This window comes from Streptomyces sp. NPDC127190, from assembly GCF_042672505.1.
Taxonomy (GTDB): Bacteria; Actinomycetota; Actinomycetes; order Streptomycetales; family Streptomycetaceae; genus Streptomyces.
On the sequence record NZ_JBHXVE010000005.1, the window covers coordinates 63658 to 79886 of the forward strand.

15 protein-coding genes are annotated in these 16229 nt (G+C 72.5%); 6 read left to right on the top strand and 9 right to left on the bottom strand.

Annotated elements, in window-relative coordinates; genetic code table 11:
- Positions 1-283: 283 nt before the first annotated feature.
- The 5 genes from mqnE to ACFVIU_RS10550 all read right to left on the bottom strand — a co-directional run bounded on the left by mqnE (position 284) and on the right by ACFVIU_RS10550 (position 5140).
- Positions 284-1447, bottom strand: a complete 1164-nt coding sequence (gene mqnE, locus ACFVIU_RS10530) for an aminofutalosine synthase MqnE (RefSeq protein WP_385841872.1) — start codon at positions 1445-1447, stop codon at positions 284-286.
- A gap of 42 nt (positions 1448-1489) precedes the next feature.
- Positions 1490-1945, bottom strand: coding sequence for an Lrp/AsnC family transcriptional regulator (locus tag ACFVIU_RS10535; protein WP_103812702.1), 456 nt, complete (start codon positions 1943-1945; stop codon positions 1490-1492).
- A gap of 68 nt (positions 1946-2013) precedes the next feature.
- Positions 2014-2676 (bottom strand): UbiX family flavin prenyltransferase, encoded by a 663-nt coding sequence (locus tag ACFVIU_RS10540; protein ID WP_385841873.1) that lies wholly within the window; start codon positions 2674-2676, stop codon positions 2014-2016.
- Positions 2677-2789: 113 nt separating this feature from the next.
- Complete coding sequence (mqnP, locus tag ACFVIU_RS10545) at positions 2790-3692, bottom strand: menaquinone biosynthesis prenyltransferase MqnP (RefSeq protein ID WP_385841874.1); 903 nt, start codon at positions 3690-3692, stop codon at positions 2790-2792.
- A complete protein-coding gene (locus ACFVIU_RS10550; RefSeq protein WP_385841875.1) occupies positions 3689-5140 on the bottom strand; it encodes a menaquinone biosynthesis decarboxylase in 1452 nt (483 codons plus the stop codon). Before ACFVIU_RS10550 ends, mqnP begins: the two co-directional genes overlap by 4 nt.
- A 77-nt stretch (positions 5141-5217) precedes the next feature.
- Here ACFVIU_RS10550 and ACFVIU_RS10555 point away from each other — a divergent pair, with 77 nt between their 5' ends.
- On the top strand, positions 5218-5502 hold the full coding sequence (locus ACFVIU_RS10555) for a PLD nuclease N-terminal domain-containing protein (RefSeq protein WP_385841876.1): 285 nt from the start codon (positions 5218-5220) through the stop codon (positions 5500-5502).
- A 3-nt stretch (positions 5503-5505) separates the two neighbouring features.
- Positions 5506-6387, top strand: coding sequence for a LysR family transcriptional regulator (locus tag ACFVIU_RS10560; protein ID WP_385841877.1), 882 nt, complete (start codon positions 5506-5508; stop codon positions 6385-6387).
- Here ACFVIU_RS10560 and ACFVIU_RS10565 read toward each other — a convergent pair.
- From ACFVIU_RS10565 to ACFVIU_RS10575, 3 genes are all read right to left on the bottom strand, one after another.
- Positions 6284-7231, bottom strand: coding sequence for a DMT family transporter (locus ACFVIU_RS10565; RefSeq protein ID WP_385841878.1), 948 nt, complete (start codon positions 7229-7231; stop codon positions 6284-6286). The genes ACFVIU_RS10560 and ACFVIU_RS10565 overlap by 104 nt on opposite strands.
- 105 nt (positions 7232-7336) lie before the next feature.
- On the bottom strand, positions 7337-9295 hold the full coding sequence (locus ACFVIU_RS10570) for a protein kinase (protein ID WP_385841879.1): 1959 nt from the start codon (positions 9293-9295) through the stop codon (positions 7337-7339).
- 15 nt (positions 9296-9310) lie between these two features.
- Entirely contained in the window at positions 9311-9853 is a 543-nt protein-coding gene (locus ACFVIU_RS10575) for a hypothetical protein (protein ID WP_385841880.1), read from the bottom strand.
- Positions 9854-9943: 90 nt separating this feature from the next.
- On the opposite strand from ACFVIU_RS10575, the gene ACFVIU_RS10580 reads away from it, so the two are divergent.
- The 4 genes from ACFVIU_RS10580 to ACFVIU_RS10595 all read left to right on the top strand — a co-directional run bounded on the left by ACFVIU_RS10580 (position 9944) and on the right by ACFVIU_RS10595 (position 15836).
- Positions 9944-10552 (top strand): TetR/AcrR family transcriptional regulator, encoded by a 609-nt coding sequence (locus ACFVIU_RS10580; protein WP_385841881.1) that lies wholly within the window; start codon positions 9944-9946, stop codon positions 10550-10552.
- Positions 10553-10699: 147 nt separating this feature from the next.
- Positions 10700-12115 carry a condensation domain-containing protein gene (locus ACFVIU_RS10585; protein WP_385841882.1) on the top strand — a complete coding sequence of 472 codons (1416 nt, stop codon included), beginning with the start codon at positions 10700-10702 and terminating at the stop codon, positions 12113-12115.
- Positions 12116-12189: 74 nt separating this feature from the next.
- Positions 12190-14280: a hypothetical protein gene (locus ACFVIU_RS10590; RefSeq protein WP_385841883.1), complete on the top strand. Its 2091-nt coding sequence runs from the start codon at positions 12190-12192 to the stop codon at positions 14278-14280.
- Entirely contained in the window at positions 14280-15836 is a 1557-nt protein-coding gene (locus tag ACFVIU_RS10595) for an ABC transporter substrate-binding protein (RefSeq protein ID WP_385841885.1), read from the top strand. Before ACFVIU_RS10590 ends, ACFVIU_RS10595 begins: the two co-directional genes overlap by 1 nt.
- A gap of 41 nt (positions 15837-15877) precedes the next feature.
- Here ACFVIU_RS10595 and ACFVIU_RS10600 read toward each other — a convergent pair whose 3' ends face one another.
- Complete coding sequence (locus ACFVIU_RS10600; protein ID WP_385841886.1) at positions 15878-16204, bottom strand: hypothetical protein; 327 nt, start codon at positions 16202-16204, stop codon at positions 15878-15880.
- Between the last annotated feature and the right edge of the window lie 25 nt (positions 16205-16229).

The window sequence follows — 16229 nt, forward strand, 5'->3', positions numbered from 1 at the left end:
GGGCGGCCGCCGCGCCGTCGGGGGGGTGTGTGGGGTGTGGGCTCGGGCCCCCGCCCGGGGGGGGGGGGCGCCGGGGGCGGGGGGGGGGGGGGCCCCGCCCCCCCCCCCCACGAAGGGCTCCGCCGTGTAGGCGGATTCCGGTGCCTTGGCCATGTCCTGGCGAGTACCCGGTGTTTGGCGCGGGGAACGGGGGGCGGATGATTGTCCGTCGCCGGGTGCGGGTCTGTTATGGCTGGTCGCGCAGTTCCCCGCGCCCCTTAGGGCGCCTCGAAAGGTACTGGTGTCAGACCCGCATCGGCTGGGGGGAGTCGCGGCGGGTGGGGTCCGGGGCGTCGTATTCGCGGATGATCTCGTAGCGGGTGTTGCGCTCCACCGGGCGGAAGCCCGCGTCGCGGATCAGCTCCAGCAGGTCCTCACGGGTCAGCTTGTTCGGCGTGCCGTAGTTGTCCGCGTCGTGGGTGATCTTGTACTCCACGACCGAGCCGTCCATGTCGTCGGCGCCGTGCTGAAGGGCCAGCTGGGCCGTCTGCACGCCGTGCATCACCCAGAACACCTTGACGTGCGGGACGTTGTCGAAGAGCAGCCGGGAGACGGCGAAGGTCTTCAGCGCCTCGGCGCCGGTCGCCATCTGGGTGCGCGCCTGGAGCCGGTTGCGGATCTTGCCGTCCTTCATGTCCACGAAGTCGTGCTGGTAGCGCAGCGGGATGAAGACCTGGAAGCCGCCGGTCTCGTCCTGGAGCTCGCGCAGGCGCAGGACGTGGTCGACGCGGTGGCGGGGCTCCTCGATGTGGCCGTACAGCATGGTGCACGGGGTCTTCAGACCCTTCTCGTGCGCCAGCCGGTGGATCCGGGACCAGTCCTCCCAGTGGGTCCGGTGGTCCACGATGTGCTGGCGGACCTCCCAGTCGAAGATCTCCGCGCCACCGCCGGTGAGGGACTCCAGGCCCGCGTCGATCAGCTCGTCCAGGATCTCCGAGGCGGACAGGCCGCTGATGCTCTCGAAGTGGTGGATCTCCGTCGCCGTGAAGGCCTTCAGGGAGACGTTCGGGAGGGCGGCCTTCAGCTCGCGCAGGGAGCGCGGGTAGTAGCGCCACGGCAGGTTGGGGTGCAGGCCGTTGACGATGTGCAGCTCGGTGAGGTTCTCCGACTCCATCGCCTTGGCGAGCCGGACGGCCTCCTCGATGCGCATCGTGTACGCGTCCTTCTCGCCCGGCTTGCGCTGGAACGAGCAGTACGCGCAGGACGCGGTGCACACGTTGGTCATGTTCAGGTGCCGGTTGACGTTGAAGTGGACCACGTCACCGTTCTTACGGGTGCGGACCTCGTGCGCGAGACCGCCCAGCCACGCCAGGTCGTCCGACTCGTACAGCGCGATGCCGTCCTCGCGGGTCAGCCGCTCACCGGAGCGGACCTTCTCCTCCAGCTCGCGCTTGAGCCCGACGTCCATGCCAACACGCCCTTTCCACGACAGTTCCGACCAACGGTATCCCTACACCTCTTCGGGCAGCTCCCCGACCCGGTTCTCCCACTTGGTGGACAGCACGATGGTGGTGCGGGTCCGGGAGACGCCCTTGGTGCCGCTCAGCCGCCGGATGGTCTTCTCCAGACCGTCGACGTCCGTCGAGCGCACCTTGAGCATGAAGGAGTCGTCACCGGCGATGAACCAGCAGTCCTCGATCTCCGGCAGGTCCCGCAGCCGCTGCGCCACGTCCTCGTGGTCGGCGGCGTCGGACAGCGAGATGCCGATCAGCGCGGTGACACCGAGACCCAGCGAGGCCGCGTCGACCGTGGCGCGGTAGCCGGTGATGACACCGGCCGCCTCCAGCCGGTTGATGCGGTCGGTGACGCTGGGTCCCGACAGTCCGACGAGGCGTCCCAGCTCCGCGTAGGAGGCCCGGCCGTTCTCCCTCAGGGCCTGGATGAGCTGCCTGTCCACCGCGTCCATGCGATCGAAGCCTTCCGGTGAAAGTTCCTGAAGCGAATGAAGTGAATGGGGGTACTGCTCTGCTTGCCCTAGCCGCCCGGTGGGTGGTCCGTCGCGCCGCCGCCCAGCTCGCCCCGCCAGCGCCGGTACAGGCCGTGCTCGACGCCCGCCGCGTCCAGCACCCGCCCGGCCACGAAGTCCACCAGGTCCTGGATGTGCGTGGCCCCCGCGTAGAAGGCGGGCGAGGTCGGCACGACATGGGCGCCGGCGTCGTCCAGCGTGACCAGGTGGCGCAGCGTCTGGCCGGTCAGCGGGGTCTCCCGTACGGCCACCACCAGCGTCCGGCGCTCCTTGAGCGTGACGCCGGCCGCGCGCTGGAGCAGGTCCTTGGACAGGCCGAGCGCCACACCCGCGACACAGGCCGTCGAGGCCGGGACGACGATCATGCCCTTCGCCGGGTACGACCCCGAGGACGGACCGGCGGCGAGATCGCCCGCGCTCCAGTACCGCACGCCGCTGACGTCCGTCTCGAAGGTGCCGGGCTTGCCGTCGGCGCCCCGGCTCAGCCACTCCCGCAGGTCGTCCTGCCAGTGGGCGTCCCGGAACGGCAGTCCCGTCTCGTCCAGCAGCGTCAGCCGGGAGGCCCGGGACACCACGAGGTCCACGCTCTCCCCGGCGGCGAGCAGCGCACGCAGGACAGCGGCGGCATACGGGGTGCCGGACGCACCGGACACCCCTACGATCCAAGGCACGCGCTGCTTTTCTCCTGCGTTCACCCCTTGAGCGTACCGGTGGGTCGGCAACCGCTCAGGACGGGTGGGGCGCCGTGGGATCGAGGGGCAGCGCCCACACCGCCGGAGGCTACTCAGACGGTCAGGCCCCGCACCAGGAGATCGAGCAGGGCGCACACGAACAGGGCAATGCCGATGAAGCCGTTGACCGAGAAGAAGGCCCTGTTCAGGCGGGAGAGGTCGTGGGGGCGGACGATGCGGTGCTCGTAGCAGAAGGCGGCCGCGACGATCAGCAGGCCCAGCCAGAAGAAGGCCCCGGCGCCGGTGGCCACGCCGTACCAGGCCAGCAGGGCCGTGGTGACCGTGTGGCAGACCCGCGCGCCCCAGATGGCCGCCGGGATGCCGAAGCGGGCCGGTACCGACATGACGCCGGTCTCGCGGTCGGTCTCGACGTCCTGGCAGGCGTAGATCAGGTCGAAGCCGCCGATCCAGATGCCCACGGCGAGGCCGAGGATCACCGCGTCCCAGGACCACTCCCCGCTGATCGCCAGCCAGCCGCCGACCGGGCCCATGGCCTGGGCGAGGCCGAGGATGGCCTGGGGGAAGTTGGTGAACCGTTTCCCGTACGGGTAGACCACCATCGGGATCACCGCGACCGGGGCCAGCGCCAGGCACAGCGGGTTGAGCAGGGCGGCGGCGCCCAGGAAGATCACCAGGGCGATCAGGGCGCCGGTCCAGGCGTGCCGGACGGACATCGCGCCGGTCACCAGTTCGCGCTGGGCGGTGCGCGGGTTCCGGGCGTCGATCTCGCGGTCGATGATCCGGTTGACCGCCATCGCGAAGGTGCGTAGGCCGACCATGCAGACCGTGACCAGCAGCAGCCGGCCCCAGTGGATGTTCCGGTCCCACTGGTACATCGCGGTCAGCGAGGCGATGTAGGCGAAGGGCAGTGCGAAGACCGAGTGCTCGATCATCACGAGGCGCAGGAAGGCTTTGGTGCGTCCCGGTCGGGGGATCGCGGCGGAGGCGCTGGTCACAGTCCGTACTCCCTCCAGCGGCGGTCCACCAGGGCCGCCGTAGCCGGGTCGGACTCCACCATGTCCGGCCAGCCGCCGTCCCGGGTGTAGCCCTCCTCCGGCCACTTCTTCGTGGCGTCGATGCCCGCCTTGCCACCCCAGAACTGCTGGTACGAGGCGTGGTCGAGGTGGTCGACGGGCCCTTCGGCGACCGTGAGGTCACGGGCGTAGTCGGTGTTGCCGAGGGCGCGCCAGGCGACCTCGTGCAGATCGTGGACGTCGCAGTCGGCGTCGACCACCACGATCAGCTTGGTCAGGGACATCATGTGTGCCCCCCAGACGGCGTGCATCACCTTCTGCGCGTGCTTCGGGTACTTCTTGTCGATCGAGACGATCGCGCAGTTGTGGAAGCCGCCGGCCTCGGGCAGGTGGTAGTCCACGATGTCCGGGACGATGATCTTGAGAAGGGGCAGGAAGAAGCGTTCCGTGGCGCGGCCGAGCGGGCCGTCCTCCGTCGGGGGGCGCCCGACGACGATCGACTGGAGCAGCGGGCGCCTGCGCATGGTGACGCAGTCGATCTTCAGCGCCGGGAAGGGTTCCTGCGGGGTGTAGAAGCCGGTGTGGTCGCCGAAGGGGCCCTCCGGGAGCATCTCGCCCGGCTCCAGCCAGCCCTCCAGCACGACCTCGGCGTTGGCCGGCACCTGGAGCGGGACCGTCTTGCAGTCGACCATCTCGATCCGCTTGCCCGCGATGAACCCGGCGAAGAGGTACTCGTCGATGTCGCCGGGGAGCGGCGCGGTGGAGGCGTAGGTGACGGCCGGGGGGCAGCCGAAGGCGATGGCGACCGGGAGGCGCTCGCCCCGGCGCGCGGCGACCTGGTAGTGGTTCCGGCTGTCCTTGTGGATCTGCCAGTGCATGCCGATGGTGCGCCGGTCGTGCCGCTGGAGGCGGTACAGGCCCAGGTTGCGGATGCCGGTCTCGGGGTCCTTGGTGTGGGTGAGCCCCAGGTTGAAGAAGGAGCCGCCGTCCTTGGGCCAGGTGAACAGGGCGGGGAGCCGGTCGAGGTCCACCTCGTCGCCGTGCAGGACGACCTCCTGCACGGGGGCCTCCTTGACCTTCTTCGGCGGTACGTGGGCCATCGCGCCGAGCTTGCCGAAGGCCTCGCGGACGCCGACGAAGCCGTGCGGCAGCTCGGGGCGGAGCAGGCCGCCGATCCGCTCCGAGATCTCGCCGTACGACTTCAGGCCGAGCGCCTTGAGGAGGCGGCGGTCGGTGCCGAACACGTTCATCGCCAGGGGCATCGCGGAGCCCTTGACGTTCTCGAAGAGCAGCGCCGGGCCGCCGGACTTCTGCACCCGGTCGACGATCTCCCCGACTTCCAGGTAGGGGTCCACCTCGGCCTTGATGCGCTTGAGGTCTCCCTCGCGCTCCAGCGCCCGCAGCAGGGAGCGAAGATCGTCGTAAGCCATGCGTCCCAGTATCTGCCACCCGCTAACCTGGGCCGGTCACCGGGGCCCGGCTCACCTCTCGGGGAGATCACACCACCATGCTCAGGTATCTGCCGTTCCTGCTGGTCCTGGCGCTGTGGATCTACGCGTTCGTGGACTGTCTGAACACCCCCGAGGACGAGGTGCGCCACCTGCCGAAGGTGGTGTGGGTGATCATCATCCTGCTCTTCGGCGAGGTGCTGGTCGGGCCGGTCGCCTGGCTGATCACGGGCCGGGTACGGCGCACCGCGGCGGATGTCTCCGGGCCCGGCTGGGTCGCCCCCGACGACAACCCCGACTTCCTCCGGTCCCTCGGGAGGGACGACGACCCCGGGAAGGGCTGAGGCGTGGAACTCCGGCTGCTCGTCACCTTCGAGAAGGTCGCCACCGTCCTGAGCTTCACCCGGGCCGCGGCCGAGCTGTCGTACGCCCAGTCGAGTGTGACGAGCCAGGTGCGGGCGCTGGAGTCGTCCCTCGGGGTGGAGCTGTTCGACCGGCTGGGCGGCCGGATCCGGCTCACCGAGGCGGGCGAGCGGCTGCTGCCGTACGCCCGGCGGATCATCGAACTGGCCGCGGAGGCCCGGGCGGCGGTCGCGGAGCCGGAGGAGCCGGAGGGGACCCTGACCGTCGGCACCATGGAGTCGCTCACCTCCTACCGGCTGCCGCCGCTGCTGGAGTACTTCCACCACCGTCACCCCCGGGTGCGGCTGGCCCTGCGCACCACCATCGGCGACGAGACCCGGCAGGCGCTCAGGCAGGGCACCTACGACGTCGGGTTCCTGATGGAGGAGGAGACCGTCCACCCGGGGCTGGAGGCCCTGGTACTGACGGAGGAGACGCTGGCGCTGGTCGCGGCCCCGGGACACGCGCGGGCCGGCTCCTCGGTGACCACCGCCGAGCTGGCCGGGGAGCGGCTGCTGGCGACCGAGCCGGGCTGCGCCTACCGGGATCTGTTCGAACGGGAGCTGGCCGCCGTCGGGCCGGTGGAGTTCATGGAGTTCGGCACGATCGAGGCGACCAAGCGCGCGGTGGCGACCGGCCTCGGGATCGCACTGCTGCCCGAGGTGACGGTCGCCGCGGAACTCGCCGGGGGCTCGCTGGTCCGGCTCGGCTGGGAGCCTCCGTTCACGCTTCGCACGCAGCTCGCGTGGCGGGCCGGGAAGCGGCTTCCGGCGCACGCCCGGCTGTTCGTGGAGCGGGCGCGGGCGCTGCTGGCCGAGCCAGCGTGACCTTGAGGCTGGCCGTGACGATCAGCGGCACGCCCAGCGCCTGGACGACTCCGATGTGGTGGCCGTACACCGCCCAGTCCATGAGCATCGCGACCGCCGGGTAGACGAAGGCGAGCACGGCGATCTTGGCGGTGGGCAGCTTGGCGTAGGCGGCGTACATCAGGACGTACATCACGCCGGTGTGGATCAGTCCGAGACCGACCAGCCAGCCCCAGCGCCAGCCGGTGCCGCTCATGGCGCCGAAGTCGGCGAAGGGCAGCAGCAGCGGGATGCCGACCAGGACCTGGACGAGGGCGATCAGATGCGGGCGGACCCCGCTGATCCGCTTGGTGACCAGCGTGGACAGGCCGTACAGGAGCGCGGCAAGCAGGGCCTGGCCGATGCCGGTGAGGTAGCTGCCGCCGGTGGTGAAGTCGGCGGGGGTGACGCCCGAGACCAGGACCAGGCCCGCGAAGGCGAGCGCGATCCAGCCGGCCTTGGCGGCGGTGAGCCGCTCGCGGAAGAGGAGGGCGCCGAGGAGCACCACGTAGAAGGGCTGGGTGTGGTAGACGACGGTGGCCACCGAGATGGACGTGTTGCGGTACGACTGGAACAGCAGCACCCAGTTGAGGACGATGAACACCCCGCCGAGGACGGCGAGTCCGAGGGTGCGCGGGGTGAAGCCGTGGTCGCGGAGCCAGCCGCGGGCCAGGACGTAGCCGCCCAGCGCGAGGGCGCCGAACAGCACGCGGAAGAAGACGACGTCGAAGGGCGAAGCGCCCGACTGGACGACGAAGACACCGAGGGTGCCGGACAGCACCATCGCGGTCGTGAGCTGGGCCGTGCCCTTGTTCTCCGGGGTCATGGCAGGGACGCTACGGAGGTCCGCGGGCCCGGGTCCACGGGCCGCTGGGGCGTCCTGCCGATGGGCCCATCGGCGGTGCCGATGGGCCCAGGTCGGGGCGGTCGGTCAGATCCTGGCCCAGCTCTGGGAGGCGGCGCCGGAGGCGCAGGTCGCCTCGCCGACTCCGCCGCCGTAGGCGATGTCGAGGCAGCCGCCGTCAAAGGCGGTGCTCAGGGAGTTCCCGGACCCTGTGCGCCAGCGCAGGTTGCTGCCGCCCTGGGCGCAGTCGCCGACGAAGACGGCCTGGTTCTTGCCGTTGGCGCTCAGACAGGAGCCGGTGGAGACGTTCACGACCTTCACGGTGCCGTCGGAGGCGCTGCGGAAGGTCCAGCGGGCGGACGCGGCCGTGCACTCACCGAAGGCGGTGGAGCCGTAGACCTGGATCAGGCACTTGTCGTTCTCGCCGTTCTTCAGCCGGAAGGGGCTGGCGCCGGTGGAACCGCCGCCTGTGGAGCCGCCGCCGCTGGTCGAACCGCCGGTGGAACCGCCGCCGCCGGTCGAGCCGCCGCTGCCGCCGGTCCCACCAGTCCCGCCGGTTCCGCCGGTGGAGCCCCCGATGGCGCCCCCTGTGCTGCCCGACCCGCCGGTCGTACTCGTCCCGCCGCCCGTGCCGGAGCCGCCGTCCGTCGTGCTCGTGCCGCCTGACCCGCCGCCGCCCCGGTGGTCCTGACCCGCCGTCCGGTCGCCGCCCTTCTTCGCGCCCGCCGGGGATGCCGACGCCTTGCCGCTCGCCTTACCGCCCGGCTTCCCGCTCGGCTTCGGTGAGGCGGCCGAGGGGCTCCCGGAGGAGGCGCCGGGCACGGGCTCGGCGGTCACGGCGGCGGAGGGACCGGGGCGGCCGGCGCTGCCGTCCCGGTGGCTGTCGCGGACGTACGGCGCCAGCTGGAAGGCGAGGGTGGCCACGCCGGCACCGACCACGATCGGTACGACCCCGACGAGCACCCGGGTACGGCGGCGCCGCTCCGGCCGTACCGCCCCGCCCCGCACCACGACCGCCGGCCCGGACCCGGACCCGGACCCGTGCTCGGGCTCCGGCGCCTTGCCCTTCTCCCCCACGACCGGTTCCTCGGCCGGTTCCTCCGCGGTGACCGGCGGCACCTCGGGCACCCGGGCGGCGAACTCCGCCCGGGCCCGCAGGCGTTCGGTGACGGCGGCGGGCCACAGGGTGTCGGCGGACGGCACCCGGGCGGCGGCCCGTTCGACCAGCTCCGCCGCGGTGGGCCGGCCCTCGGGATCCTTGTCCAGGCAGTCGGCGACCACGTCGGCCAACGCCGGGTCGAGCTCCCTAAGTTCGGTCAGATCGGGCTGCTCGTGCACGATCCGGTACAGCACCCCGTGCCCGGACTCCTCGCCGAACGGCGGCCGCCCGGACCCCGCGTAGGCAACCACCGAGCCGAGCGCGAAGACGTCCACCGCGCCGGTCAGCCGCCGGGCGCCGGAGGCCTGTTCGGGGGACATGTAGGCCGGGGTGCCCACCACCATCCCGGTGCGGGTGAGCTGGCTCTGCTCGGCCGCCCGGGCGACCCCGAAGTCGATCAGGGTGACCCCGTCCAGGGTCAGCATGACGTTGGACGGCTTGATGTCCCGGTGGACCATGTCGAGGGCGTGCACCGCGGCCAGCCCCGTCGCCGCCTCGCGCAGCAGCAGCCACAGCGACTCGGCCGGCAGCGGCCCGCCGTGCGCCTCGACGGCCTCGCGCAGGGTCAGCCCGGGCACGTACGCGGTGGCGAACCACGGCGGCCGGGCGTCGCGGTCCCCGGCGAGCAGCGGCGCGGTGGCGTCCGCGGGCAGCCGGGCGAGGTTGTCCAGTTCGTGGCCGAAGCGGCGGACGAAGTCCTGGTCCTCGGCGACGACCGACGGCAGCACCTGCTTGACGGCGGCGTACCGCCCCTCGTGCACACCGAGGTAGACCCGCCCCATGCCGCCGGCCCCGAGCCGGCCGACGAGCGGGATGGGCCCGATCCGCGGGGGGTCGTCGGCCTCCAGCGGCTCCACCCCGTGCAGTTCCCCGTTTTCCCCGTTCACGTTTCTCCCCCTGGCTCAGCGCGCGTAGGACCCGAGTCCCACGAGGCAGTAAACGTACTCGTTGACCGTGGCTCCGTTGAGCGTGTAGCGCGAGGAAAAGGCGTACTGCGTACGGGGGTTGGCGTTGCAGCGGCTCATGTCCGAGGTCAGCGGGATGGTCTCGATGACCTTGTAGTGCGCGTCGGACGCCGAGCAGGAGACCTCGTCCACCCCGCTGACCGACTGCGCGGTCGTGGAGTCGGGCAGGGTGCCGTTGAGGCAGGTGCCGGAGGTGTAGGGGCTGGGCTCCGGGGTGGGGCTGCTGTAGGGGTCGCTGGAGTACGGGTCACTGGGGTACGGGTCGCTGCTGTACGCATCGCTGGGCTCGCTGCTCGGCGTGTACGGGCCACTGGTCAGCGTGTACGGCGACGGGGACGTGCCGGCGTCGTCGGACGAACCGTCCCCGTTCCCGCCCTGGTTGACCACCACCAGGAGGATCACCACGAAGGCGATGACCCCGAGCACGCCCAGGCAGGCCATGCCCGGTCTCTTCGGCTCGGGGGGCGTGGGCGACGACATGGGCGGCTCCTGGGTGTGAGGATGTGCACCGGTGGCGGCGCGACGGCGGACCACTGTTTCTAAAATACCGTTCTAGAAAAGCATTCCACTATGAGCCGAAAGCAGCAACGCGGTGAAGCAACCGTGGAGACCCTTCTGGACGCCGCCCTGCGCGTGTACGCCGAGGCGGGCGACCAGGGGCTGACCGTGGGCGCCGTCACCCGGGCCAGCGGGGTCAGCCTGGGCAGCCTCTACCACCACTTCGGCAGCATCGACGGACTGATGAACGCGCTGGTGATGCGGTGGCTGGAGCGGCTGCTCGGGGACCTGGTCCAGGCGCTGGAGGGCACGCGCACGGCGCACACCGGCATCCGCGCGCTGGTCGGCGCCTATCTGCGCTTCGTCCAGGACCACCCGGACGCCGGCCGGCTGCTGCACTCCGCCTACGCCGACCGGCAGGGCATGGCCGACGGGCGGCGGCTCCGGGACGCCCAGGAGGCCCGGCTGTCCCCCCTGGCCCAGTGGGCGCAGGCGTATGTCGACGCAGGTGAGCTGGCCCCGCTCCCGGCGCCGCTGCTGGAGTCGCTGATCCTCGGCCCGGTCACCGCGGTCGCCCGCCGCCATCTGTCCGGGGCGGACGCCCCGGACGCGGTGGATCTCGACCAGGCGGCGCTGCTGCTGCCGGAGCGGATCTGGCGGGCGGTGGCGGCGGAGGGGTGAGCGCCACCGTCGGTTAATCAGCCCCGCGTTCGCCCCGCCACCCGTTGAGTGGAAATGAACCGGACGGGCATGTCCCCGCCGCCTCCCACGGCATTGCCTTGAGGGGGCCCACATCCAGCCAGGGGCCCCTTCTGCGATAGGAGAGGCGTGCGAATCACTGACATCCAGCGCTGCGAGGTCCGGCCGGGACGGCTCGTCGAGTGGACGCTGAGCCCGGCCACCGTCGCGGCGGCGACCGCGCTGCCGGAGGACTCCCGGCCGCCTGCCTACATCCAGGAGTCGCACATCCGGACCGCCAAGCGCGTACGGGACGACGGCCTGTTCGTGCCGACCTGGCTCGGCACCGCCTTCGACCTGCCCGGTCCGGTCGACCTCGATGTGCTCCAGGAGGCGTTGCGCGCCTGGACCGTACGGCACGAGACGCTGCGCAGCGGCTTCCGCTGGGCGGGCCCCGGCGGGGACGAGCTGCGCCGGTTCACGCTCGACGCCGACGCCGTCCTGCTGCACCGTCAGGAGGCCGGCCACTTCCCCGACGCGGACGGCCTGGTCCGGCATCTCCAGGACCGCTTCGACACCGTGGCGGACGCGCTGCACTGGCCGAATCTGATCTACACGGCGGTGGTCCGGGAGAACGACACCAGCGTGTACATGGCGTTCGACCACAGCAATGTCGACGCCTACTCGCTGACCCGGATCGCCGCCGAGGTGAGCGAGCTGTACGCGGCGGGGCTGGCCGGCCTGGCCCCCGAGGAGCGGGCCCCGGCCGCGAGTTACGTCGACTTCTGCGAGCTGGAGCGGGCGGACGCCGACGGCATCGACGCGCAGCACGCGATCGTGGCCCGCTGGCGCGATTTCATCCGGCGCTGCGACGGCGGACTGCCGAGCTTCCCGGTGGACCTCGGCCTGGAGCCGGGCGGCCCGCTGCCGCGCCAGCGGATGCTGTGCGAGCCGCTGGCCGACGCGGCGGAGGCGGCGGCGTTCGAGGCGTACTGCCGCCCCTACGGCGGCAGCCAGGTCGGGCTGCTGGCCGCGACCGGGCTGATCGTGCACGAGCTGGGCGGGCAGCCGGTGTACCGGACGGTGGTGCCGTTCCACACCCGGGTGAAGTCCCGGTGGAGCGACTCGGTCGGCTGGTACGTCGGCGGTGCCCCGATCGAGGTGCCCGTCGACGGCACGACGGGCCTGCGGGACGCCATGCGGGCGGTCCGGGACGAGCTGCGGGCGGCCCGGCCGCTGTCCCGGATGCCGCTGGCGCGGGTGCTGCGCCTGCTGGGCGCGGACTTCCGGCCCACCTCCCCCGACCTGTACTCGATCGTGTCGTACGTCGACACCCGCTCCGTCCCCGGCGCCGAGCGGTGGGCCGAGCAGCGGGCGCACGCGCTGCTGCGGGTGTCGTACGGCGACCAGGTGTGCGTGTGGGTGAACCGGACGCCCGAGGGGCTGTGGCTGGCGAGCCGCTACCCGGACACGGATGTGGCGGCGAAGAACATGCGGCTGTACGTCGAGCGGTTGCGCGACCACATCGCCGCCTTGGCGGACGGAGCGCTTCCGGCGGTTTCGTAATCCAACGGACATCACTGGCCCTGGTCCGATACAACTTCCCCTTCCTACACTGCCGTTGAGGGGGAGGGGATGCGGTGCACAGAGGGTTGCACGGGCGCGGGGCCCTGTTCGACGTGGATCCGGCGGGTCTCGCACCGCGCCTGGTGGGGCTGCGGCCCGGTCATCACCGGGCCCATCCGTACGAGCATCCCGAGGAGCCGCCCTTCGTGGTGCTGACCGGGGCCCGGGGTCTCGGCAAGAGCGCGGTGCTCGCGGAGTTGCGCGAGGCCTACCGGGGGCACACCCCGGTGGCGCTGGTCGACTGCGCGGAGCCGCAGTTCGCGCGGCCGCCCGCGGACCGGCCCGCCGAGTCGTGGTCGCCGCTCGCCCAGGGGCTGCTGGTGATCGCCGAGCAGCTGGCGGCGCCGGTGACCGGTGCCGGGCGGATCACCTTCCCGCGGCTGATGTCGGGCCTGGTCGCGGTGGCCGCGGGCGGCTGGGGCGACGCGGACGGGGAGCGGATCCGCCGGGAGGTCGAACGGATCCTGCTGCTGAACGAGAGCGGGTCGTGGATCAGCGGCTTCGCCGGGCGCTGGGCCGGGAAGGTGGCGGCGAAGGTGGTCGCGGCGGCCACCGGCACCGGGCCGCTGGTGTCCGGCGCGATCGAGGCGACCCTGGAGTCGGTCGCGGAGGGCTTCACCAGCCGCCGGCACCAGAAGGCGTCGGTGTGGTACCGGACGTATCCGAACGCAGGCGGCAACGCCGAGCGCGGGCTGATCCTGCTGTCCGGGCACTTCCGGGCGGGCGGCACCTCGCGGGAGCACGCCGAGCGGTATCTGGTGCGGGCGCTGCTGGCCGACCTGTCGGAGGCGTACCAGGGGGTGCTGCCGCGGATGAAGCGGCTCGGGCGGCCGCTGGTGCTGCTGGACGAGGCCCAGTCGGCGCCGGGGCCCGGGCTGACCGCGGCGGTGCTGCGGGACCGCGCGGAGGGCCTGCGGGACCAGGTGGTGTTCGTCGCGGCCCGGCGCGGGGAGGCCCGGGAGGAGCTGCCCGGCGCGGCCCGGCGGCAGCTGGCGGAGGTGGCCCGGCGCACCGACTGGGTGCCGGACGCGGCGCCCTCCGCACGGGCGCTGGTGGTGGCGCTGCCGCCGCTGAGCCCGGACGACACCCTGCACATCGTCGGCGCGGTCTGCGCGGACACCGCCGTGCCGCCCCAGCTGCCGCACGCCATCCACCGGCTCACCGGCGGCAATCCGCTGGGCATCGAGCTGGTCGCCGAGTCGGCCGCGCAGCACCTGCCCGGGGTGTCCTCGCTGGGCGAGCTGCTCACCGCGCCGGTGCGGCCCGCCGAGGACCGGCCGACCGTGCCCGCCTACGAGGCGCTGCTGGACCGGCTGGTGCCGGCCGAGCGGCTGGCGGAGCTGACCGTGCTGGCCGCCGCGCACGACCACGGCTCGGCCAGTGCGCTGGCGGCGGCGCTGCTGCCGGACACCTTCGGCCCGGCGAGCGTGCGGGAGATCCAGACGCTGCTGGCCGAGGAGGGGCTGCCGGCGGTGCCGGGGCAGTTCGTGGGCGACCCGTTCGTGCGCACCCTGCTGCTGCTCCGGCTGCACCTGACGGACCCGGACCACGGGATGTGGCGGAAGGCGCACGAGACGCTGATCACCCACTACACCGAGGCCGAGGACGCCCGCTACCGGCTCCACCACGAGCTGGCCCTCGGTGTCACCGAGCCGGCGGTGGCCGAGCTGCGGGACTCGTTCCCGACCGCCGACACCCGGGAGTGGCTGCGCACCCTGCGGTTCGTCGCGTCCGCGCCGTACTTCCACGCGCACGACGCCGAGGGCCGCGACTTCACCGGGCGCGGGGACCGGCGGGCGGCGGTGGCGCTCGGCCGGACGGACGCCGGGCCGGTGCCGGAGGACGTGGACGCCGTACTGCACCTGCGGATACGGCGGCTGCTGCACGCGGTGTGGCAGCTGGGCGATCCGCTGGTGCTGCCGGACCCGCAGGTGTGCGACCGGCTCCGGTTCGAGCTGGAGCAGCTGTCCAATCTGCGCCCCGCGGGCAACGCGCTGCTGTGGCGGGCGTCCCGGGACTGGCCGGCGGCGGCGCTGGCCGGGCGCCCGATGGAGGATCCCGAGGAGCTTCGGGACGGGCCGGACGACGACCGCGGGGAGGCGTGATGGCACGTGTGGGGACCTGGTTGCGGGAGAGCGTGTGGGAGATCCCGCTGCGCCGTGTGCTCGCCCTGCTGGTGGCGGTGGCTCTGGTGGCCGGGGTGGTGTTCGCGGTGCGGGCGCTCACCCACGAGGACCTGTCGTGCGCGCCCGGGGTGAGCCGGGCCGCGGCGGGCGACGAGTGCGTGGGCGTGGCGACGGGAGGGGAGCCGTACGACTTCGGGCAGCCGGCGCTGCGGCCCGTCGCCCAGGCGATCGCGGACGAGAACGCCACGCTGAAGCAGGGCAGCTATGTGACGGTGGCGATGATGCTGCCGTACACCGCGACCTCCGCCACCAGCCTGACGGACATCCGGCACCAGCTCCAGGGCGCCTATCTGGCGCAGTACCAGGCCAACCACCGGGCGAACGGGCAGACTCCGCAGATCCGGCTGGTGCTCGCCAGCCCGGGGACGGCCGACGACGGCTCGCATCCCTGGCAGCGGACGGTGGACGAGCTGGTGACCATGGCCCGGGGCGCGGACCGGCTGCGGGCGGTCGCGGGGATCGGGCAGAGCACCGACATCGGCAAGGCGGTCGTCCGGGCCCTGACCCGGCAGGGCGTCCCGGTGATCGGCTCCTCCATCTCCGCCGACGACCTCGCCAACGGGCAGCACGACAAGGACCCGTTCCCCGGCCTGGCCCGGGTGTCGCCGACCAACACCGACGAGGCCCGGGCGCTGGCCTCCTTCGCCAAGGTGAACGCGGGTCGGGCGGTGCTGGTGTACGACAAGCCGGGTGACCCGTACACCGAGACGCTCAAGAGCTCGTTCCAGGCGCTGATCAAGGGCTCGCCGTACGGGGCGCAGCCGTTCACCCCGCCCGCCGACCGCAGTCAGGAGGGCACCACCCCGAACACCTTCCGGCAGATCACCACCCTGCTGTGCGGCACCTCGCAGACGACGGACACGGTGCTGTTCGCCGGCCGGCACACCCAGTTGCGGCAGTTCATCAACGCGCTCGGGGCGCGGGGCTGCCAGAACCGGAGGTTCACGGTGCTGACCGGCGACGAGGCGTCCTATCTCACCCATGACGGCTTGCTGGACCGGGACGCCCTGCGGCACAACCTCTCGGTGCGCTACACGGCCCTCGCCCATCCGGACGCCTGGCGGACCAACCCGCCGGCCACGGGCGGCTCGGCGGCGGACTACGCCACGATGGAGAAGCTGGTGACGGCCGCCGCCCGGAAGCCGGTGGGTCCGATCGGCCCGGTCGCCCTGGACGACGGACAGCTGATCATCGGCTACGACACCGTGAACCTCGCGGTGGACGGCATCCGCCAGGCGGTGCCGGACGGCGCCTACGTCCCCGAGCTGCGAGACGTCGGACTCCAGTGGCCGCAGGTCAAGGGGCCGCTGCGGGTGAACGGGGCGAGCGGCTGGATCTGTCTGACGGCGCACGGCAACCCGTACGACAAGGCCGTGCCGATCGTGGAGCTGACCCCGGACGGCGGCGCACGGTTCGTCCGGATCGCCTGGCCGGAGGGCAAGCCGCCGAACAAGGCCTGCCTGCCGCCGTCGTAGATCCGGTACATCCGGTACATCCGGTAGATCCGACGAGGCTCCTAGGCGCTGCCCGCCCAGGCGATCAGGCGCTCGAAGCGGCGGCGCCAGGCCTCCTCGGAGGTCTGCTCGGCCTGCTCGCCCTGGAACTCGTGGGTGAAGCGGAGCACACACTCCGTGGCCCCGTCGCGCTCCAGGTGGAACCGGATCCGGCCGCCCGCCCCGACCGTGTACTCAGCGACCCGGTCCACGTCCCAGGCGGTCACCCGGCCGGAGCCCAGCTCGGGCAGGGTGACCGCGCCGTCGAGCCGGGGTTGCAGCACGTCGACGGGGGTGCACCAGGCCCCGAGCCCCTCGGGGCTGGCCACCGCCGGCCAGATGTCTTCCATGGACCTCGGGAGCCGCACCAGAAGG

What these genes read in the sequence shown, in the direction of transcription:
- mqnE (WP_385841872.1), bottom strand. Translation starts at nt 1,447, where the DNA reads ATGGACGTCGGGCTCAAGCGCGAGCTGGAGGAGAAGGTCCGCTCCGGT.
- ACFVIU_RS10535 (WP_103812702.1), bottom strand. Translation starts at nt 1,945, where the DNA reads ATGGACGCGGTGGACAGGCAGCTCATCCAGGCCCTGAGGGAGAACGGC.
- ACFVIU_RS10550 (WP_385841875.1), bottom strand. Translation starts at nt 5,140, where the DNA reads ATGGCTTACGACGATCTTCGCTCCCTGCTGCGGGCGCTGGAGCGCGAG.
- ACFVIU_RS10555 (WP_385841876.1), top strand. Translation starts at nt 5,218, where the DNA reads ATGCTCAGGTATCTGCCGTTCCTGCTGGTCCTGGCGCTGTGGATCTAC.
- ACFVIU_RS10565 (WP_385841878.1), bottom strand. Translation starts at nt 7,231, where the DNA reads ATGACCCCGGAGAACAAGGGCACGGCCCAGCTCACGACCGCGATGGTG.
- ACFVIU_RS10575 (WP_385841880.1), bottom strand. Translation starts at nt 9,853, where the DNA reads ATGTCGTCGCCCACGCCCCCCGAGCCGAAGAGACCGGGCATGGCCTGC.
- ACFVIU_RS10580 (WP_385841881.1), top strand. Translation starts at nt 9,944, where the DNA reads ATGAGCCGAAAGCAGCAACGCGGTGAAGCAACCGTGGAGACCCTTCTG.
- ACFVIU_RS10595 (WP_385841885.1), top strand. Translation starts at nt 14,280, where the DNA reads ATGGCACGTGTGGGGACCTGGTTGCGGGAGAGCGTGTGGGAGATCCCG.
- ACFVIU_RS10600 (WP_385841886.1), bottom strand. Translation starts at nt 16,204, where the DNA reads ATGGAAGACATCTGGCCGGCGGTGGCCAGCCCCGAGGGGCTCGGGGCC.